The organism is Janthinobacterium glycogeni (genome assembly GCF_051380725.1).
Classification (GTDB): Bacteria; Pseudomonadota; Gammaproteobacteria; order Burkholderiales; family Burkholderiaceae_D; genus Janthinobacterium.
In genome coordinates, this window is record NZ_JBNYXP010000008.1 from 191742 (window position 1) to 211366 (window position 19625).

At 65.8% G+C, this 19625-nt stretch carries 20 protein-coding genes; 16 read left to right on the forward strand and 4 right to left on the reverse strand.

Translation table 11 applies throughout. From position 1 onward, the window contains the following. Positions 1 to 5: 5 nt before the first annotated feature. Together ACQ4W4_RS19740 and ACQ4W4_RS19745 are read left to right on the forward strand one after the other, a co-directional pair. Positions 6 to 2354, forward strand: coding sequence for a fimbria/pilus outer membrane usher protein (locus tag ACQ4W4_RS19740; protein WP_436543379.1), 2349 nt, complete (start codon positions 6 to 8; stop codon positions 2352 to 2354). Then, positions 2354 to 3361 carry a Csu type fimbrial protein gene (locus ACQ4W4_RS19745; RefSeq protein WP_436543380.1) on the forward strand — a complete coding sequence of 336 codons (1008 nt, stop codon included), beginning with the start codon at positions 2354 to 2356 and terminating at the stop codon, positions 3359 to 3361. The genes ACQ4W4_RS19740 and ACQ4W4_RS19745 overlap by 1 nt, the downstream gene beginning before the upstream one ends. Here ACQ4W4_RS19745 and ACQ4W4_RS19750 read toward each other — a convergent pair. Continuing rightward, positions 3358 to 3633, reverse strand: a complete 276-nt coding sequence (locus ACQ4W4_RS19750) for a hypothetical protein (RefSeq protein ID WP_436543381.1) — start codon at positions 3631 to 3633, stop codon at positions 3358 to 3360. The two genes, ACQ4W4_RS19745 and ACQ4W4_RS19750, sit on opposite strands and share 4 nt — an antisense overlap. Positions 3634 to 3837: 204 nt before the next feature. On the opposite strand from ACQ4W4_RS19750, the gene ACQ4W4_RS19755 reads away from it, so the two are divergent. From ACQ4W4_RS19755 to ACQ4W4_RS19765, 3 genes are all read left to right on the forward strand, one after another. Further along, the gene (locus tag ACQ4W4_RS19755; protein WP_070312550.1) at positions 3838 to 4395 is read left to right on the forward strand and encodes a winged helix-turn-helix transcriptional regulator; all 558 of its coding nucleotides are present in this window, start codon (positions 3838 to 3840) and stop codon (positions 4393 to 4395) included. A 170-nt stretch (positions 4396 to 4565) separates the two neighbouring features. Further along, a complete protein-coding gene (locus ACQ4W4_RS19760; protein ID WP_436543382.1) occupies positions 4566 to 5003 on the forward strand; it encodes a CHRD domain-containing protein in 438 nt (145 codons plus the stop codon). 99 nt (positions 5004 to 5102) lie between these two features. Next, positions 5103 to 6056 carry an AEC family transporter gene (locus tag ACQ4W4_RS19765; protein WP_436543383.1) on the forward strand — a complete coding sequence of 318 codons (954 nt, stop codon included), beginning with the start codon at positions 5103 to 5105 and terminating at the stop codon, positions 6054 to 6056. Between the two features lie 125 nt (positions 6057 to 6181). Here the strand turns inward: ACQ4W4_RS19765 and ACQ4W4_RS19770 are convergent, their stop codons facing one another. After that, complete coding sequence (locus ACQ4W4_RS19770) at positions 6182 to 6829, reverse strand: FMN-binding negative transcriptional regulator (protein WP_436543384.1); 648 nt, start codon at positions 6827 to 6829, stop codon at positions 6182 to 6184. Positions 6830 to 6835: 6 nt separating this feature from the next. Then, positions 6836 to 7297, reverse strand: a complete 462-nt coding sequence (locus ACQ4W4_RS19775) for an OsmC family protein (protein ID WP_436543385.1) — start codon at positions 7295 to 7297, stop codon at positions 6836 to 6838. A 108-nt stretch (positions 7298 to 7405) separates the two neighbouring features. Between ACQ4W4_RS19775 and pdxR the strand changes: the two genes are divergently transcribed. The 11 genes from pdxR to ACQ4W4_RS19830 all read left to right on the forward strand — a co-directional run bounded on the left by pdxR (position 7406) and on the right by ACQ4W4_RS19830 (position 18765). Beyond that, positions 7406 to 8884: a MocR-like pyridoxine biosynthesis transcription factor PdxR gene (pdxR, locus tag ACQ4W4_RS19780; RefSeq protein WP_436543386.1), complete on the forward strand. Its 1479-nt coding sequence runs from the start codon at positions 7406 to 7408 to the stop codon at positions 8882 to 8884. A 38-nt stretch (positions 8885 to 8922) separates the two neighbouring features. Then, positions 8923 to 9486 carry a DNA-3-methyladenine glycosylase I gene (locus tag ACQ4W4_RS19785; protein WP_436543387.1) on the forward strand — a complete coding sequence of 188 codons (564 nt, stop codon included), beginning with the start codon at positions 8923 to 8925 and terminating at the stop codon, positions 9484 to 9486. Further along, entirely contained in the window at positions 9486 to 11117 is a 1632-nt protein-coding gene (gene mnmC1 / locus ACQ4W4_RS19790) for an FAD-dependent 5-carboxymethylaminomethyl-2-thiouridine(34) oxidoreductase MnmC1 (RefSeq protein WP_436543388.1), read from the forward strand. Before ACQ4W4_RS19785 ends, mnmC1 begins: the two co-directional genes overlap by 1 nt. Before the next feature lie 202 nt (positions 11118 to 11319). After that, positions 11320 to 11817 (forward strand): rhodanese-like domain-containing protein, encoded by a 498-nt coding sequence (locus ACQ4W4_RS19795; protein ID WP_436543389.1) that lies wholly within the window; start codon positions 11320 to 11322, stop codon positions 11815 to 11817. A 19-nt stretch (positions 11818 to 11836) separates the two neighbouring features. Beyond that, complete coding sequence (gene epsC, locus ACQ4W4_RS19800; protein ID WP_436543390.1) at positions 11837 to 12823, forward strand: serine O-acetyltransferase EpsC; 987 nt, start codon at positions 11837 to 11839, stop codon at positions 12821 to 12823. 7 nt (positions 12824 to 12830) lie between these two features. After that, positions 12831 to 13055 (forward strand): helix-turn-helix domain-containing protein, encoded by a 225-nt coding sequence (locus ACQ4W4_RS19805; RefSeq protein WP_436543391.1) that lies wholly within the window; start codon positions 12831 to 12833, stop codon positions 13053 to 13055. A 102-nt stretch (positions 13056 to 13157) separates the two neighbouring features. Continuing rightward, entirely contained in the window at positions 13158 to 14087 is a 930-nt protein-coding gene (locus ACQ4W4_RS19810; protein ID WP_092718515.1) for a family 2A encapsulin nanocompartment shell protein, read from the forward strand. After that, positions 14062 to 15867: a family 2A encapsulin nanocompartment cargo protein cysteine desulfurase gene (locus ACQ4W4_RS19815; protein WP_436543392.1), complete on the forward strand. Its 1806-nt coding sequence runs from the start codon at positions 14062 to 14064 to the stop codon at positions 15865 to 15867. The genes ACQ4W4_RS19810 and ACQ4W4_RS19815 overlap by 26 nt, the downstream gene beginning before the upstream one ends. Positions 15868 to 16023: 156 nt before the next feature. Beyond that, complete coding sequence (locus tag ACQ4W4_RS19820) at positions 16024 to 16743, forward strand: sensor histidine kinase (RefSeq protein WP_436543393.1); 720 nt, start codon at positions 16024 to 16026, stop codon at positions 16741 to 16743. Positions 16744 to 16754: 11 nt separating this feature from the next. Then, positions 16755 to 18485: a response regulator gene (locus ACQ4W4_RS19825; protein WP_436543394.1), complete on the forward strand. Its 1731-nt coding sequence runs from the start codon at positions 16755 to 16757 to the stop codon at positions 18483 to 18485. Between the two features lie 64 nt (positions 18486 to 18549). Continuing rightward, positions 18550 to 18765, forward strand: coding sequence for a hypothetical protein (locus ACQ4W4_RS19830; protein WP_034753454.1), 216 nt, complete (start codon positions 18550 to 18552; stop codon positions 18763 to 18765). Positions 18766 to 18786: 21 nt separating this feature from the next. On the opposite strand, the gene ACQ4W4_RS19835 is transcribed toward ACQ4W4_RS19830, so the two are convergent. Beyond that, positions 18787 to 19461: a PhaM family polyhydroxyalkanoate granule multifunctional regulatory protein gene (locus tag ACQ4W4_RS19835; protein ID WP_436543395.1), complete on the reverse strand. Its 675-nt coding sequence runs from the start codon at positions 19459 to 19461 to the stop codon at positions 18787 to 18789. Positions 19462 to 19625 lie beyond the last annotated feature (164 nt).

Below are 19625 nucleotides of genomic sequence, written 5' to 3' on the forward strand. Positions count from 1 at the left end.
GAACCATGAAACGCGCGCTGACAGCGTTGCTGTTGCTGGTCATGGCGCCGCTGGCCAGGGCCGATGGCGCGGCGGCCGTGACGGGCGCCGATCTGGGGCTGGCCAGCTTGCCCACCGATCCGGCGGCGCCGAATGAACTGTATCTGGAGGTAAGTGTGAATGCTGTTTCAACCGGGCTGATCTTGCGTTTTACCCAGGTGGGCAAAACCTTGCGCAGCAGTGTGGCGAACTTGCAGCAGCTGGGGCTGGACCCGGCGCGCCTGGTCGCGCCCGGTCAGACCGAGGTGGCGCTCGATGCGGTTCCGGGACTCAGCTATGAATATGATGCGGCGCGCCAGAGCGTGTCGTTGCAGGTGGCGGACGACTTGCGCGCGCCGTACCGCATCGATGCGCGCCTGGCGGCGCAGACGCCGCCGTCGCGCGTCACGCCCGGCGCCGTGCTCAATTACGAAGCCTATGCGGAACTGGGCCGGACACGGCGCGCCGCCATCTTCAACGACTTGCGCTATTTCAATTACAGCGGCGTGTTCAGCCATACCGGCACCGTGAACCTGGGAGGAGACCAGCGCAAGTACATGCGCTTTGACACGTTCTGGAGCCATGCCGACCCCGATACCCTGCAAACGTGGCAAGTGGGCGACCTGATCTCCTCATCGCTCAGCTGGAGCCGCGCCGTGCGCGTAGGCGGCGTGCAGTGGCGCAAGAATTTCCAGCTGCGCCCCGACCTGCTGACCTTTCCCGTCGCCTCCGTCGATGGCACGGCGCTCGTACCTTCGTCGCTGAGCCTGTACGTCAACGGGGTGCAGCAATATGCTGCCAGCGTGCCCAGCGGTCCGTTCGTGCTGAACCAGGTGGCCGGCATCAATGGCGCCGGGCAAGCCACCCTCATCACGCGCGATGCGCTGGGGCGCAGCGTGACGACCGTGCTGCCCCTGTATGTCGATACGCGCATGCTCGCTGGCGGCTTGAGCGATTATTCGGTCGAGGCGGGCGCCGTGCGGCGCGACTATGGCCGCCGCCTGTTCGGCTACGGGCGGCAACTGCTTGCCAGCGCATCCGGCCGCCATGGCGTCAGCGACAGCTTCACCATCGAAGGCCATGCGGAATTGACTGCCGGCCTGTACCAGGCGGGGGCGGGCGCGCTGGTGCGGCTGGGTCAGGCGGGCGTGCTCAGCGGCTCGCTGTCGGCCAGCGCCGGCCGCAGCCGTGGTGCGCAGCTGGGCGCCGGATACCAATATGTGGGGCCAAGCTTCAGCGTCGATGCGTACAGCGTGCGCGCCAGCGCCGGGTTTGGCGACCTCGCTTCGCGCGATGGCAGCCCCGTGGTGCGCGCGGCGGACCGCCTCACCGTGAGCCTGCCTTTGCCGGCAGGAAGCAGCATCAGCAGCAGCTATATCAGTTACCGCACGCCCGGCGCAGCGCCATCGAAGCTGGCCACCTTGGGCTATTCGGCGACCCTGTTTCACGGCCTGTTCCTGAACGCCAGCCTGTTCCAGGATTTGCGGCAACGCGAGAAGCGGGGCTTTTATGTCGGCCTGAGCATGGCTTTCGACAATAATCTGGCCATCAGCACGAGCGGCAGCCGGCAGAACGGCGAGAGCGGCCGCAGCGTCAGCGCGCAGCGCGCGGCGGACTTTGGCGGCGGTGTCGGCTGGAGCTTGCAGGCTGGCACGGTGGGCCGCAATGCCTACCGGCAAGCGCAAGTGGAATACCTGGGCAATGACGGCCGCGTGAATGCGCGCACGCAAAGCGGCGGCATGGGCAATGCCTCCTCGCTGGGCGCGGCCGGCGCGCTGGTGCTGATGGATGGGCATGTCGAGGCGGCACGCCAGGTGGGCAACGGTTTTGCGCTGGTGTCCACTGGCGGTGTGGGCAATATTCCCGTGCTGCATGAAAACCGCCAGATCGGCGTGACGGACAGGGGCGGCTATCTGCTGGTGCCGAATTTGAATCCTTATGGCAATAACCAGATCAGCATCGCCACGGATGAGCTCGACGTTGACGCGCGCGTGCCCGTGACCAATATGAATGTCGTGCCGCAACAGCTGGCTGGCGTGCTGGCGGCCTTTCCCGTCGGACGCTACAGCGCCGCCACCGTCATCGTCCAGGGCGCCGACGGCAAGCCGCTGGCCACGGGCTTGCCCGTGCTGCATGTGCAAAGCGGCAAGCAGACGGTCATGGGATTTGACGGCATGGTGTTCGTCGACGATCTGCTCGAGCAGAATCAGCTGCAAGTGGGCGAGGGCGACAGTGCGTGCACGGTAGGTTTTGCCTATGTGCGTCCTGCCGCGGGCGGCTTGCCCGTGATCGGGCCGCTGCGCTGCGCCGCCGCCGGCGCCGGGGGAGGCCGCTGATGCGCCGCCTGCTGCCTTGCCTGACCCTGCTGCTGGGATGCGCCTGGGGCGGCGCAGCGCAGGCGGCCGATACCTGCACGGTGAGCATGACGAATATCGATTTCGGCGCCGTCAGCCCGATTTCCGGCACCGATTACGTGGCGCAGGCAACGGGCACCTTCAGCTGCCTTTTTTCGTCGCTGAACCTGGGGCAGTTGCTCACGCCCAACGCGCAAGTGTGCATCTCGCTGGGGCTGGGCACGAATTCCACCTCGGCCCTGCCGCGCAAGCTGGGCAATGGCAGCAACCGCATGGAGTACAACGTGTACGTGGACAGTTCGTACGCCACGGCGAAGATCTGGGGCGGCGCCGGCGTGGCGGGCGCGCCGTCGACCTTCGGCATGATCCTGTCGGCCGGCTTGCTGGCCCCGCCCGGCACATATTCCACCACCTTTACCGTGTACGCGAAGATTCCCGCTGGCACGGCCCTGGCCGCCGTACCCACGGTCGCCAACGCCGATACGGTGTACACATCGAGCTTTGCCGGCGTGGGCACGTACACCTACACGACCTATGGCCTCGTCAATCTGCAAGGTTGCACGGCCAGCAGCGGCAGCTTCGGTTTCACGGTGAATGCCACGGCCGTCAACGACTGCACCATCGCGGCCAGTCCGATGGCGTTCGCGAACGCTTCCATCCTGACGGGCAACTTGCGCAGCACCAGCACCTTGTCCGTGCGCTGCGTGAACAACAATGCGTACCAGATTGCCTTGAACGGCGGCAGCGTGGCGGCCAACGTGGCGAACCGGCAAATGAAAAACCTCTTAACGACGGACAAGGTCAGCTACCTGCTGTCGTCCACGCTCGATGGCCCGCTCTGGGGCGATGGCACGTCAGGCACCAGCATGGTGACAGGCACGGGCACGGGCGCCAGCGTGCCGCTGACGATATACGGCCGCGTGCCGGCGCAGGTGTCGCCGCGCCCCGGCGACTACAAGGATACGGTGACGGCAACGATCTATTTTTAGAACGTGACGGTGATGAGGCCGGTGTCCGATGGCGTCGCCTGCTGTTGCAGCAGATAGGGTGTGTTGTGCTGGCAGCGCACTTGGGTGCGACCGCGCTGCGAGACGACGGTGCACGCTTCGTGGACGACGAAGGTGGCCTGGAACGATGCGGAGGAGACGGTGGCGGCGGCGGTGGTCTGGCAAAGGGCCATGGCGAGCAACATTATCAGGAAGGAAAATTTCAGAGGAGTCATCGTAAGCGTATCAGGTGAAAAACGGATGGGTGACAACATTCTCTGACGCCGTTTCGCACATTGCGACGGGAGAAGCTGGAGTAAGCATGATTGTACTGGAGCAAGAAAAGTGTGAGTTTTCGCGTATTTTCAAGCCCTCTCCGGGGCGGGAGATGGCTTGCAAAGCGATAGTAACTAAGTTTCCGTGTGGCAACCGTAAGATTTTTTTTAATTGTTGTGTTGGATCAACGTGAGGAGACGGTCATGAAACATACCAACTTTAATAATTTGCCTTGCCCGATTGCGCGCAGCCTGGGCAAGGTCGGCGAATGGTGGAGCATCCTCATCCTGCGCGAAGCGTTTTATGGCAAGACGCGCTTCGACGAATTTGAAAAAAGCCTCAAGATCGCCCCCACCATCCTGACGCGCCGCCTGGCCGACCTGGTGGAAGGGGGCTTGATGACGCGCCGCCTGTATTGCGCCAAGCCGCCCCGCTACGACTATGTGCTGACCAAGTCCGGGCGCGCCTTCAAGCCCGTCTTGCTGGCGTTTATCGCCTGGGGGAATGAAAACTTCGCCCCCGAAGGCGCCAGCCTCGTCATCGCCAGCCGCGACACGGGTCTGGCCGCCGATCCGGTGCTGGTCGACGCCACGACGGGCTTGCCCATCAATGATGAGTATTACGCGTTCGCGCCGGGGCCTGCCGCCAGCGACAGCATGCGCAGCATCATCCTCGATGCGGAAAAAAGCAGCGGCATCGCGCCCAAGCCGAAAGCGCCAGCCGCCAATCGCGGCTGGGTGGCGGAGGGGCATCTGGTCTGAGGCTGGGTGGCGGGCGTGCGCCAAGTTTGGCGCAAAGCAAAGCGGGCACGGCGCTATGACGTTACTGTCGCAGCATGCAACTCAAGTGCGGCGCAGGCCCGGCTCGGCTGTACGGGCAGGGCAGGGCAGGGCGCCATCCGTGACCCGATGTCCGTTGAAGGAGTACTGCGATGACCACATTGCCGCAACACCTACGCCGCGCCGCCAGCGTGCTGGCGCTGGCCGCCCTGCTGGGCGCCTGTTCCCATGGCCCCCATCATCCGGGCGGCCACGACGTCACCCTGACGGGCGCGCAGGAAGTGCCGGCCAATACCAGCATGGCCACCGGCAGCAGCAATATCCGCGTTGCGCATGACCGCAGCGTCAGCGGGGGCGTGCGCTACGCGGGCATGGTGGCCACCGTCGCGCATATCCATGAAGCGCCGGTGGGCGTCAACGGCCCCGTCATCGTGCCGCTGGTGAAAACCGCCGAAGGCATGTTTGCCGTGCCGCCGAACACCATGCTCACGCCGCCCCAGTATGCGAGCTACCAGGCCGGCAATCTGTACGTGAACGTGCACAGCGCCGCCTTCCCGGCCGGCGAGATCCGCGCCCAGCTCAAGCCCTAGCCGGCCGCCAGCGATTTTCCGAAAACCTCCTTGGGCCGCGCGAGCGGCCTTTTTTTGCGCCAGGCGGCCGGCCGGTACGGCGCGCTACAATGGCGCTTCATGCTGACCATCCTCGCCATCACCTTTCCCTTCTTCGCCCTGGTGCTGTGCGGCTACCTGGCAGTGCGGCGCACCTTGCTGCCGCTGGCCGCCATCGGCGGCTTGAACAGTTTTGTCCTGTACTTCGCGCTGCCCTGCATGCTGTACCGCTTCGGCGCCGCCACGCCCGTCGCGCAACTGCTTGACGCCAGCGTGTTCGGCGTCTACCTGCTGTGCGCCTTGATCATGGTGGGCGTCACCACGGCCATGACATTGAGTCACCGCATCGACTGGAACAATGCCGCCTTCGGCGCGCTGGTGGCGGCCTTCCCGAACACGGGCTTCATGGGCGTGCCCCTGCTACTGACCTTGCTCGGACCCCGTTCCTCGGGCCCCGTCATCGTCACCATCGTCGTCGACATGTTGATTACCAGCTCGCTGTGCATCGCCCTCTCGCGCATCGGCAGCGGCGGCGCGCACGGCAGCCGCGCCGCCGTTGTCAACGCCATGAAGGGCATGGCAGGCAACCCGATGCCGTGGGCGATTGTGCTCGGTGCCCTGTCGTCGTGGCTGGAACTGGCCTTGCCCAAGCCCTTGATGCAGACGGTGGGCCTGCTGGCCGACGCCGCCTCTCCCGTTGCCCTGTTTGCCATCGGCGCCGTGCTGGCCCGTTCGCAGATGAGCACGAGCGATCCGGCGCCGCTGGGAGAATATGTGCCCGTGGCGCTGAAAAAACTGCTGCTGCATCCGCTGCTGGTGTGGGGTGTCGGCCACGCCGCCATCGCGCTGGGCGTGCCGCTCGAGCCGTTCGCGCTGACCTGCATGGTGCTGGTGGCCTGCCTGCCCAGCGCCAGCAATGTCTCGCTGCTGTCGGAACGCTTCGGCGCGAACACGGCGCGCATCGCCCGCATCATCCTCGTGTCGACGGCGCTGTCGTTCCTGACGTTTTCGGCGGCCGTCAGCTGGCTGGCGTGAGGGTGGATTCGTTGGTCCGGGGCGCGCCTCGCGCCTTGCGCATCATCGTGAACACTGCGCGGCGCGCATCGCCCGCATCATTCTCGTGTCGACGGCGCTGTCGTTTCTGACGTTTTCGGCGGCCGTCAGCTGGCTGGCGTGACGTTGGCGGCGATCAGCGCGCCCAGCGCCCGCGCCGCGCCGGGGTGATGATCGAGCGCCAGGCCGTGCGCCATGCTGGCCTGGTCCTGCATGCTGCGGTTCTGGCCCAGCTTCCATTTCCCTTCCAGGCGCGTGAGGGGAATCTCGATGCCGACGATGGCTTTCAACAGTTTGTCGATATAGCCGGCCGGCGCGTCGCTCACCTTCCACGGCGCGGCTTGATCCGCCTCATGGCGCGCCGTCAGCCGCTCCACCAATCCCAGCAGCCACGCCGCATCGTCGATGGCGCGCAGGGGGCCGTGCGCGTGCACCACCGCGTAATTGAAGGTGGGCACTTCCTTGCCGCTGCGGTGCTTTTCCGCATACCAGGCGGGCGTGATGTAGGCGTGCGGCCCCTGGAAGATCACCATGCAGTCATCGTTTCCGCCGGCGGCGCGCCACAGCGGATTGGCGCGCGCCACATGGGCGCGCAGGATGCCGAATGGCGCATCAAGCGTGGGCGCGGCGATCTCGAACGGCAGATGGTCGGCGCACAGGCCATCGGCGCCGCAGCGCACGAGCGCGCCCAGCGGATGCGCGGCTATCAGGCCATGCAGCACGTCGAGGCGCTCTTCGCGGAAGGTGGCGGGCATGTACATCTAGGCGACTCCTTCCACGACGACGTCGGCCGTCAGCGAATTGGCGATGTAGCAGCGCTCGTGCGCGTCGTGGTGCAGGGCGGCCAGCGCTTCGGGCGCGAGCGGCGTTCCCGCGAAGGCGATGCGCGGACGCAGCACGATGCGCGTCATGGCCAGGCGGCCTTGTGCATTCTTGCCCAGCTCGCCGACGGCATCGTCGCGGTAATCGTCGATGACGTAGCCGCGCTGGGCTGCCAGCGACAGGAAGAACAGCATATGGCAGCTCGACGTGGCGGCCACCAGCGCTTCTTCCGGGTCGATATTTGCCGCCACCGACATCGGCAGCGGCACGGACAGGGGAGACGACGAGGCGGGGACCGTCAGGCCGCCGTCGAACTGCCATTCATGGCCGCGGCTGTAGCGCTGGCCGGCGAAATCCTGGCCGTCGCGCTGCCAGGCCACGGTGGCGAAAAACTGATGCATGGGTGCTCCGAAAGAGTGATGGGATGCGCCATCTTAGCGTCAGTCTTGGCTATTTAAAACAGCCAATAAGTGCTATCTTGAAGCTACCAATCCAACAGACATCCCACCATGCCAGCTTCCCACCTGAACCAGCTCATCGCCGCCTTGCCGCTGCGGCGCGACGCCGTCGAACCGCTGTTCCGCCAGCTGTACGCAGCCATCAAGGCGGCCATCCTCGACGGGCGCATGAGTCCCGGCATGCAGCTGCCGCCAACGCGCGATTTTTGCCGCCTGCTGGCCGTGTCGCGCCAGACGGTGCTCAATGCGTATGCGCTGCTGACGGCCGAAGGCTACCTCGACGGCGCCGTCGGGCGCGGCACCTTTGTCAGCCGCGAGGTGCCGCTACCCGTGCCGCCGGCTGCTACGCCCGGCCTGCTGCGGCCCCTGTCGGCGCGCGGGCAGGGCGTGGTGGCGGCCATGCGCCAGGTGGCGTTCCACCGGGGGGCGCTGCGCGCTTTCCGCGTCGGCATGCCGCGCATCGACCATTTTCCATTTGACGTGTGGAACCGCCTGGAAGCGCGGCGCTGGCGCCGTCCCGACCACCATTTCGGCTACAGCGATCCGGCTGGCTACCTGCCGCTGCGCGAACTGCTGTGCGTGTACCTGAAGGCCTCGCGCGGCGTTCAGTGCATGCCGCAGCACATCGTCATCACTTCCGGCTCGCAGCAGGCGCTGTTCCTGCTGTCGACCATCCTGCTGGCGCCCGGCGACGCTGCCTGGATGGAGTCGCCCGGCTACCGGGGCGCCAGCGGCCCGCTGCGCGCGGCCGGCGCGCAGGTTTTTCCGGTGCCCGTCGATGCGCAGGGGCTCGACGTGGCGTATGGCGTGGCGCACTGCCCGCAGGCGAAGCTGGCCTACGTGACGCCGTCGCACCAGATGCCGCTGGGCGTGAGCATGAGTTTGCCCCGCCGCCTGGCCCTGCTGGCCTGGGCCGCGCACAATAAAGCCTGGCTGGTGGAAGACGATTACGACAGCGAATATCGCTACTCGGGCGCGCCGCTGGCGTCGCTGCAAAGCCTGGACCGGGCCGGCTGCGTGGTCTACGTGGGCACCCTGTCGAAAGTACTGTTTCCCGGCCTGCGCCTCGGTTACATGGTGGCGCCGCCCGCGCTGGCCGAAGCGCTGGTGCAGGCCAAGGCCGTGATGGACCGGCACACGGCCATCGTGCCGCAGATGGCGCTGGCGGACTTCATCGCTGAAGGCCACTTTGGCCGGCATATCCGCCGCACGCGCGACAGCAATGCCGAACGGCGCGACCTGCTGGTGCGCGGCCTGGCGCGCGAGCTCGACGACCAGCTCGCGTGCGGCCCGGCCGACAGCGGGCTGGAACTGTGCGCGTATTTTCGCGGCGAGCATGATGAAGAAACGGTCGCGCGCGCGGGCCTGGCGCACGGCATCGAACTGCGCCCGCTGGGCCACTATGCGGATCCGGCGGCGGGGCCCGAGTGCGCCACGCCGCCCGGGCTGCTGCTGGGCTTTGCGGCGATTCCCCCGGCCGAGATGGCGCACGGCTTGCAGGAGCTGGGACGCCTCCTGCGCGGCCGATAAACTATACTGGTGCTTGCCCGCACATGAAGAACACGACCATGAATATTACCCGCTGCTCCTGGGCCAATCCGGCCAATCCCCGCTACCTTGCGTATCACGACACGGAATGGGGCGTGCCTTGCCACGACGAGCGCCGGCTGTTCGAGATGCTGAACCTGGAAGGCGCGCAGGCAGGCCTGAGCTGGGAAACCATTCTCAACAAGCGCGACACCTACCGCGCCGCTTTTGACAACTGGGATGCGGAAAAGATCGCCGCGTATGGCCCGGACAAGGTGGCGCAGCTGCTGCTCGATCCCGGCATCGTGCGCAACCGCCTGAAGGTGGCCGCCGCCATCACGAATGCCCAGGCCTACCTGCGCCTGCGCGCGGAAGGGCAGACCCTGGACAGCTTTTTGTGGGCGTATGTCGATGGCCGGCCCATCGTCAACAGCTGGCAGCCGGGCGAGTTTCCCGCCAAGACGGCCCTGTCCGACAAACTGTCGAAAGACTTGCTCAAGCGGGGCTTCAAGTTCGTCGGCTCGACCATCATCTACGCCTACATGCAGGGCATCGGCATGGTCAACGACCACGCGCCAGCCTGCTTTTGCCGCGCGGTGCGCTGATGCGCCGCGCGCTGGTCCTGCTCGACACGGATTTTGACGGCGCCCGCCTGCGCGCCGCCTGTGCGGCGCATGGCGGTCGCCGCCTGCACTACATCGCGCTGGCGCCGCGTCCCGTCGATGCGCATCACTTGCCCGACGAGTGGCGCGCACAGTGGCCGCCCTGCGTGCCGGGCCTGCACCGCATGGTGTCGCACGATGGCCTTGTCACACTCGATGTGCTGATCGGCGAGCCCGATGCCTGCCTGGCGCAATTGTCGTCGCGTGTCGATGAAGTGCACCTGGCCTGGGTGCCCGCGGCCACGCCGGTGCTGGCGCGCCTGATGGCCGATGGCGCGCGCCTGCAAGCCGTGCACCTGGACGAGGCGCAGCGCGCGGCGCTGCAACAGCATGGCTTTGTTTTTGACGAAAGCCGTTTGCACGCCGTGTTTTATGCGCGGCGCGAGGAGTACGCGGCCGTTGCCGCGCCCGAGCGGTGCGCCGTCGTCATCGGCGCGGGCGTGGCCGGCGCGGCCGCCTGCGAACGGCTGGCCGCGCGCGGCTGGAAGGTGACCTTGATCGAACGCCACGCGCAGCCTGCGAGCGAAGCGTCGGGCAACCTGGCCGGCATCTTCATGCCGCTGATGTCGAAGGACGACAATATCGCCACGCGCCTGGTGCGCGCCGCCTACCTGTACTCGCTGCGCCGCTGGAAAGACCTGGGTGGTATCGGCACCGCTATCGAGGGGGCGCAGAGCGGCGTGCTGCACCTGGCGCGCGACGGCGCGCATGCGCAGGTACAGCGGCAGATCGCCGCCAGTGGCCTGTATCCGCGTGAATTCGCCCGCTGGCTGGAAGCGCCTGAGGCAACCGCCATGCTGGGCGCGCCGGCGCCCGATGGCGCCTGGTGGTTCGAGCAGGGCGGCTGGGCGCGCCCATCCTCCGTCTGCGCGGCCATGCTGGACGCCTGCGGCGCCTTGCTCACGCGGCGCTTTTCCAGCAGCGCCCTGCGCCTGGAACGTGGCGACGGCGAATGGCTGGTGCGCGATGCGGACGGTGCCCTGATCGCGGCGGCACCCACCGTCATCCTGGCGGCGGGCACGGGCGCCGTGGATTTCGAACAGGCGGCCGGCTTGCCGCTGGACGCCGTGCGCGGCCAGGTCACGCACCTGGCCGAAGGCAGCTTGCCGTCGTTGCCGTTCGTCGTCTGCCGCGAAGCCTACATGACGCCGGCGTACCAGGGCGTCGTGTGCGTGGGCGCCAGCTACGATGCGGACGCGGACGCCAAGCTGCGCCCATCGAACCAGGAAGAAAATATCGCGAAGATCGCCGACATCCTGGGCGTCGCCCCGTTCGAGGCGCCGCTGGCCGGGCGCACGGGCTTTCGCTGCATGGCAGCGGACCGCCTGCCGCTGGCGGGCGCCTTGCCCGACCCCGGCATACCGGGCCGCTGCGAGCGCCTGCGCGACGTACCGCGCTGGCCCGGCCTGTTTGGCTTGCTCGGTTACGCCTCGCGCGGCCTGATCTGGGCGCCGCTGGCGGCCGAGCTGCTGGCTTGCCAGCTGGAGGGAGAGCCGCTGCCGCTGGAGAGTCAATTGGCCGCTGCTTTGGACCCTGCCCGGTTTTTATTGCGCGAGCGCCGCCGCGCTGCTTGAGCGTTGGCGCACAGCAGGCGAGGGCCGGGGTCAGACCCGGCGGGGGAATATGCCCCAATGGGGCATATTCCGATTCCGAAGGAACTGACCCCATATACGTTTTTCAGCTTTCCAAACTCTTTTTAATTTGTTTTCCGAACAACATAAGTTCGCTACAGTGGACTCGTGCTGGTTTTTGACGACGAAATAAAGAGGTGGACAGATGGCTGCTGCAGAACTGATTTTTGATCCCCGCGCCGCGCACGGCGAGGCGGCGTTTGACGAAGTGCTCCATCTCGCGCGCAGCCAGGCGCAGGCGCAGGGCTTGCCGTATGCGGGCATCGTCAGCGCGCAGGATGCGTGGCAGCTGGTGCAGGCCGGCAAAGCCGTGCTGGTCGACGTGCGCACCAATGAAGAACGCACCTTCGTCGGCTACGTGCCGCAATCTTTGCACGTGGCGTGGGCGACCGGCACGGCCATGAATCGCAATCCCCGCTTTGTGCGCGAACTGGAAGCGAAGGTGGGCGGCAAGGATGGCGTCGTGGTGCTGCTGTGCCGCAGCGGCAAGCGCTCGGCCTTGGCCGCCGAAGCGGCGGCCAAGGCCGGTTTCACGCACGTGTTCAATATCGCGCAAGGCTTCGAGGGGGACCTCGACGAGCAGCAGCAGCGTGGCCACAGCGGCGGCTGGCGCTGGCATGCGCTGCCCTGGCTGCAGGATTAAACCGCTTCCCGGGACCATCATGAACCAGCGAGCCATCCCCTCCGCCTCCCTTGCCGCGCAGCCGCAATGGGAACTGCGCCAGATCGTCGACGAATTGCGCGCCGTGCGCGCGCAGTGGCGCGAAGGGCTGACCACCAGCCAGGAGTGCGGCGCGCGCGAATTCCCCTCGCGCCAGCATTTGCGCGACATCATCAAAGCCCTGTGCGCGGCCCTGTTCCCCTTGCGCCTGGGGCCCCTCGACCTGCAGCAGGAGAGCGAGGATTTTTTTGTCGGCCACACGCTCGACACGACCCTCACGGGCCTGCACGAACAGGTGCGGCGCGAACTCAGTTACCACGCGCGTCATCACGGCTTGCAGCAGACGGTGTCCATCGAACAGCAGGCGCTGGCCATCGTGCAGCGCTTCGCCCGCGCGCTGCCGCGCATCCGCGCCCGGCTCGACACGGACGTGGCGGCCGCCTTCCATGGCGACCCGGCCGCGCACAGCGTCGACGAAGTGCTGCTGTGCTATCCGGGCATCCTGGCCATCATCCATTACCGCCTGGCGCACACCTTGTATGCGCTGGGCGCGCCGCTGGTGGCGCGCATCATCGCCGAAGTGGCCCATTCGGAGACGGGCATCGACATCCACCCGGGCGCGATCATCGGCGGCAGCTTTTTCATCGACCATGGCACGGGCGTGGTGATCGGCGAGACGGCCATCATCGGCGAACGGGTACGCATTTATCAAGCCGTCACCCTGGGCGCCAAGCGCTTTCCAGCAGGCGCCGACGGCGCACTGAAAAAGGGATTGGCGCGCCACCCCATCGTGCAGGACGACGTGGTCATCTACGCGGGCGCGACGATCCTGGGACGGGTGACCATCGGCCAGGGCTCCGTCATCGGCGGCAATGTCTGGCTGACCCGCAGCGTGGCGCCCGGCAGCCATGTCACGCAAGCGCATAACCAGCAGGAGGCAGCCGATTCGCCGGCGCCATCCCACCCCGCCTTTGCCCACCACCCATGAGGACAGCATGTTGATCAAACAGTTTGGACTGGCCGTGCGCCAGTTGCGCGAAGGGCGGGGCTGGTCGCAGGAGCGCCTGGCCGAAGCGGCCGACTTGAACCGCTCCTTCATCGGCGAAATCGAACGGGGCGCCGCCACGCCATCGCTGCTGACGGTGGAAAAACTGGCCGGCGCGCTGGGCATCGGCCTGGCGGGATTGATGGCGCGCTGCGAACCGGAACTGGTGGATTAATGCCGTCTTGATGGCGATAGCATGTTGAGACGAACGGCACGACGCTCGATACTTTATTTGTTTTTCAGATAAGCATATTCACTTTTCTCAACAGGAGTAGTCATGACAGTAGCAACAGAGAGCCAGTTTGCGCTGGGCGATAACGCCGCGCGCCAGCTGGCCAATGCAAGCAAGAGCGTCCCCCAGCTGTCCACGATCACGCCGCGCTGGCTCGTGCACCTGCTGCAATGGCTGCCCGTGGAAGCGGGTATCTACCGTCTCAATCGCGTGAAAAACCCGAAGGACGTGCGCGTGGCCTGCTCGCAGCGCGACGAGTCGGAACTGCCGCAAACCTTCGTCGATTACGACGAGCAGCCGCGCGAGTATTTTCTCAACGCCGTCAGCACGGTGCTCGACGTGCACACGCGCGTGTCGGACCTGTACAGCAGCCCGCACGACCAGATCAAGGAGCAGCTGCGCCTGACCATCGAAACGATCAAGGAGCGCCAGGAAAGCGAATTGATCAACAATCCCGATTACGGCCTGCTGGCCAGCGTGCACGACGACCAGCGCATCTTTACGCTGACGGGCGCGCCCACGCCGGACGACCTCGACGAACTGCTGACGAAAGTGTGGAAGGAGCCGGGCTTCTTCCTTGCGCACCCGCTGGCCATTGCCGCCTTCGGCCGCGAATGCACGCGCCGCGGCGTGCCGCCGCCGACCGTCAGCCTGTTCGGTTCCCAGTTCCTCACCTGGCGCGGCGTGCCGCTGGTGCCGTCCGACAAACTGCCGATCGAAGACGGCAAGACGAAAATCATCCTGCTGCGCGCGGGCGAACAGCGGCAAGGCGTGATCGGCCTGTTCCAGCCTGGCCTGGCGGGCGAGCAAAGCCCGGGCCTGTCCGTGCGCTTCATGGGCATCAACCGCCACGCGATTTCGTCCTACCTGATTTCGCTGTATTGCTCGCTGGCCGTGCTGACCGACGATGCGCTGGCCGTACTGGAAGACGTGGAGATCGGTAAATACCATGACTACCCAGACACCTACAAGTGATGGCGCGGCGGGCTTGCCTGCCGTCCCATTTTTACCCGACGAAGCGACCCTGAACCGCCTGGCCGGCGAGTTTTTCGCGCGCTTGCCTGGCCTCGCGCCTGCGCTTGACAAGTCGCCCAGCCTTGGCGGCTCGGGCAGCGTGCTCGATGCGGCGCCCCGCTATGCGCACCGTCCGCCGCCGCAGCCCGGTCCGTCGTTCGCCGCCATCGCCCCCGGCGTGGCGACGGCGCAGGTGCCGCCTGTGACGGCGCCGCTGGAGTCGCCCATCGCGCCGGCGCCGGCATCGTTGCCCACGCCGCGCGCGTCGAGCCTCGGCGCGCCGTCGCCCTACTATTTTGTCGGCGGCGCGCATGGCTATCCTGCCTCGAACGACAAGCTCGACGGCCTGGCGCAGCAGGGGCTGGGACAGGCCGCGCCCGACGATGCGCGGGGGCTGTTTGCCACATCGCAGCAGGCGCCTGCGCGCCAGTTGCCCGTATCGCCGGCCAATGGCCAGCCTGAGTTCTATTTCCAGACTGTTTTGCCGGCGGCGACGCAGCCGGGCCAGCACCGGGCGCCCGCGCCATTCGACGTGCACGCCGTGCGGCGCGATTTTCCCGTGCTGGCCGAACGGGTCAACGGCAAGCCGCTGGCCTGGTTCGACAATGCGGCCACCACGCACAAGCCGCAATCGGTGATCGACCGGGTGTCGTATTTCTATGCACACGAGAATTCGAACATCCACCGCGCCGCGCACGCGCTGGCGGCGCGCGCCAGCGATGCGTATGAAGCGGCGCGCGCCAAGGTGGCGAGCTTTCTGGGCGCCGCCTCGGCCAATGAAATCATTTTCGTGCGCGGCGCCACGGAAGGTATCAATCTGGTCGCCAATACGTTCGGGCGCAAGTACATTGGCAGCGGCGACGAGATCATCGTCTCTCAGCTCGAACACCACGCCAACATCGTGCCGTGGCAGCAGCTGGCGGCGGAAAAGGGCGCGACATTGCGCGTGATTCCCGTTGACGACAGCGGCCAGATCCTCCTCGACGAGTTCCGCAAGCTGCTCAACGGGCGCACCAAGCTGGTGTCCGTGACGCAGGTGTCGAATGCGCTGGGGACGGTGACGCCCGTGGCGCAGATCATCGCGCTGGCGCATGCGGCCGGCGTGCGCGTGCTGGTCGACGGGGCGCAAGCCGTGTCGCATTTGCGCGTGGACGTGCAGGCGCTGGGCGCGGATTTCTATGTCTTCTCGGGGCACAAGGTGTTCGGTCCGACGGGCATCGGCGCCGTGTATGGCAAGGCGGACTTGCTCGAGCAGTTGCCGCCGTGGCAGGGCGGCGGCAACATGATCGCCGACGTCACGTTCGAGCGCACCGTCTACCAGGGCGTGCCGAACCGTTTCGAGGCGGGCACGGGCAATATCGCCGATGCCGTGGGTCTGGGCGCGGCCATCGATTACGTGCAGCGCATCGGCCTGGAGAACATCGCCGCCTACGAGCACGCGCTGCTGGAATACGCGACGCACCAGTTGCAATCGATTCCCGGCGTGCGCCTGATCGGCACGGCGCCGGACAAGGCCAGCGTGGCCTCGTTCGTGCTGGCCGGCTACGCGCCGGCGGAAGTGGGGCGCGCCCTGAACGACGAGGGCATCGCCGTGCGCTCGGGCCACCACTGCGCCCAGCCCATCCTGCGCCGCTTCGGCGTGGAAGCGACCGTGCGGCCATCGTTCGCCTTCTACAACACGTATGAGGAAATCGACCGCATGATCGCGGTGGTGCGCCGCCTGGCGGGCGCGCGCCGCTGATCTTGCCCGCCTGTCAAGTTGATGCCGCCCCTGCGCCAGCGGGAGCGGCATTGTTGCGTCAGATCACGGACTTTGCGCGCGGCTGGCTGGCGTCCGCAGGCTGGCGGTATAATTTATCCTTGGCAATATTCAAGCTGCGGCCCAAGGAGATATCCGGTGGAAGATCAACACAGCTCGCCTGAGCTATTCCTGTTCCTGGCGTCGACCGTGCACGACATGAAGAATTCGATCAGCGTGGTCAGCGGCACCCTGGAGTCGCTGCTGGCGGCCGAGCAGGCCAAGCCCGCGCCCCAGGCCGACCCCGCCTATCTGCAGATGGCGCAGATGCTGTACCAGACCAAGCGCCTCAACGATAACCTGATCCAGCTGCTGGCCCTGTACAAGGAAGTGGGCAAGCCCGGCTACCCCTTCGACGTGCAGCCGCAACTGGTGAGCCAGGTCATCGACCAGGTGGTGGACCAGGAAAAGATCCTGCTGGCCTCGAAAGGCATCCATCTGCAGACGGCCTGCCCACGGGAACTGATCTGGACCCTCGATGAAGACCTGGTCATCGGCGTGCTCGCGCATGCCATCAACAACGCCATCCGCTACACGAAGGACACGATCCGTCTGTCGGTGCGGGAGCACGACGATATGCTCGAGCTGCGCGTGGAAGACAATGGCGACGGCTATACCCAGGCGCTGCTCGACGCGGGCAGCGCGGCCATGGATGGCATGGCGGCCGGCGTGAATTTTTCCACCAACAGCACGGGTCTGGGCCTGTATTTTTCCAGCGAAGTGGCAAAGATGCACAAGCACCGGGGCAGCAGCGGCAGCATCGCCCTGGAAAATGGCGGCGCCCTGGGCGGCGGCTGTTTCATCCTGCGCCTGCCCTGAACGAGGATGCCATGACGACAGACAGCCACGCCACCGCCGCCGAAGCGGGCAGCACCGACTGGGCCGACAAACATTATCTGCTGGTCGACGACTTCATCGGCATCCGCATCCTGCTGCGCGAATCGCTGCGCAACCTGGGCGCGCGCCATATCGACCAGGCGGCCAGCGGCGGCGAAGCCATGAAGCTGCTGGCCAAGACGCGCTACGACGTGGTGCTGTGCGATTACAACCTGGGCGAAGGCAAGAATGGCCAGCAGGTGCTGGAAGAGACGCGCGTGCGCAACCTGACGGCGCCGTCGAGCGTCTGGCTGATGGTGTCGGCCGAGAAAAGCGTGGAATCCGTGATGGGTGCGGCCGAGCACCAGCCCGACGCCTACCTGATCAAACCGATCACGGAAGGCGTGCTGCTGACGCGCTTGAACCGCGTGTGGCACAAGAAGCAAGTGTTCCGTGAAATCGACCAGGCCTGCATGGAGAAGGATTATCTGCGCGCGGCCAAGTTGTGCGACGCGCAGATCGAGGTCAACAAGCTGCACGAGCTGGAATTGCTGCGCATGAAGGCCAGTTTGCTGCTGAAAAGCGGCGAGCCGGAAAAGGCCCGCGCCGTGTACGAGAAAGTGCTGGCCGAGCGCGATTACAGCTGGGCCAAGGCGGGCCTGGGCAAGATCCGCATGAACAACGGCGAGCACGAGGCGGCGCGGCAGATCTTCCAGGGCGTGATCGTCGAGAACAAGTACTACATCGACGCCTACGACCAGATGGCCGTCGCCTACCAGCTGATGGGCCAGCACGAGGAAGCGTGCGGCGTGCTGGAAAAGGCGGCGCGCCTGTCGCCCAATTCCGTGCCGCGCCAGCGCAATCTGGGGCTGGCGGCGCTAAAGATCGGCAATGTCAGCATGGCGGAAAAGGCTTTTCGCAAATGCATTTCCATCGGCGAGTTTTCCGTCATGAAGACGCCGGACGCCTACCTGGGACTGGCGCGCGTGTGCGGCCTCAAAAAGGATGCCAAGGAAGCGCTGCAGTGGCTGCTGCTGGCGCAGCGCGAATTCTCGCCCGAGCAGATCGGCTTGCGCGCGAAGATCACGGAAGGCATGGTGCACCACGAAACGGGCGATTACCGGCGCGCGCGCAAGTGCGGCGACGAACTCGAAGCCATGCTGCTTGACGACCCGGCGCGGCCCGAGAAAAGCATCTGCATGGAACTGGCGACCCTGCTGTTTGCCGTCGGCGTCAAGGATGCGCCGGCCGGCCTGCTGTGCTACGTGGTGAAGAACAACCACGACAACCAGGTGGTGCAGGACGAGGTGCAAAAGATCTTCGACAAAGCGAAGATGGGCGACGAAGGCACGAGCCTGATCATCGCCTCGCGCAAGGAAGCGTCGGACTTGATGAACAAGGGCGTGCTGCTGTGGAAGACGGACAAGCTTAACGAAGCGGTGGCCTGGATGCGCGCGGCGCGCGAAAAACTGCCGAACAACCTGCGCATCCTGTTCAATTCCGCGCAAATCATCGTATCGTTCCTGGAGCAGCGCGGCTACCAGGCGGACTTGGCGGCCGAGGCGATGGAAGTGTTGTTGTATGTAGACAAAATTGCACCAGGCCAACAGCGCTTTGCGCAGCTGATGGAGCAACTGGTGCGGCTGACGCCCCCGCCCGGGCCGGAAGAAGCCGTCGATGTGCCGGGAAAAGTGCCGCCGGCGCCGGAAAAAGGGGGAAAAGCCGTGCGGGAGCGTGCCGGATGATAAACTAGGGGCCAGCGTGGGTTCGCCTGCGCTTGAGTTGCTCTACAACAATAAGGAAGAAACTATGCGTGATGTGGTCAATGAAGTATACAAAAAAATGAAAGTCGGCGCCGTTGCCTGGGTACGCCCGGTGGCCGCCAAGGGAGACACGCTGGAAACATTCCAGTCTTCGTACGAGCACGCCAAGGCGCTGGCCGACGAAGGCCTGATCACGATCGGTGACGTAAAACGCCAGGCCGACAATCAGATCGAGGCGATCCGCATTCATCGTATCGCCTGATCACATCGCCTCTCCGGGACGTCAGGATTTGCCTGGCGCCTTGGACTTGGGTGCCGCGCGCTTGGCCGGCGCCTTGCGCAGCGGGGCTTTGGCCTTGGCTGCCGTGCCTGCTTCTGCCGGCTTGGCGGACTTGCTGGCCGCCGGCTTGGCCGTGGCTCCACCGCCAAAACTGGCCGCTGCCGCACTGGCCGCATCGGGCGACATCGCTGTCGACACGGCCTGCTTGAACTGATCTTGTAACAAATTCCACCAGGCACTTGGATTGGCCAGCTGGGCTGCCGCCTGGCTGCCAGCATCGTTGGGCGCCGCCGCAGCGGGTTCCGGCGCGGGGGCAGGTGCCGGTTTCGGTTCAGGCGCTGGCGCTGCGGGTGCCGCGTGCTGGAAAAACGCGGAAGCGTAGGGCACCGATTCAAACACGGATTTCTCGCTGGCGCCGGGCTGGGTGATGGCCGCGGCCAGGGACGCGCCCATCGATTTCAGGGTGGCGATGGTGCCGCGCTGCACTTCCAATGCCTGGATACTGCCGCGCAGCATGCTCGTATTGAGGTTCAACCAGGCTTCGACGGCTTTCAAGTCATTGATTTTCTTGTCCAGCTCTTCCACCGACATGGTGGGCGCCGTGATGCCCGGCACGCCCATGCCGGGCACGCTCATGCTGCCCCACAGGTTTTTGACGAAGTCGAGGGTGTCGGTCACAACTGCTGCGCCCGGTATTTGGGGCATTTGCGGGTTTGCCATGCGAAATCTCCTGGTAGGTGGATGTGCCTAGCGTAGCAGATATCAGCTTGCAACTGACGCAAAGCCGCCAACATTTTCTTACATAAAACAGCGGGAGTTGAGCACGGGCAAGAAGCAGGAAG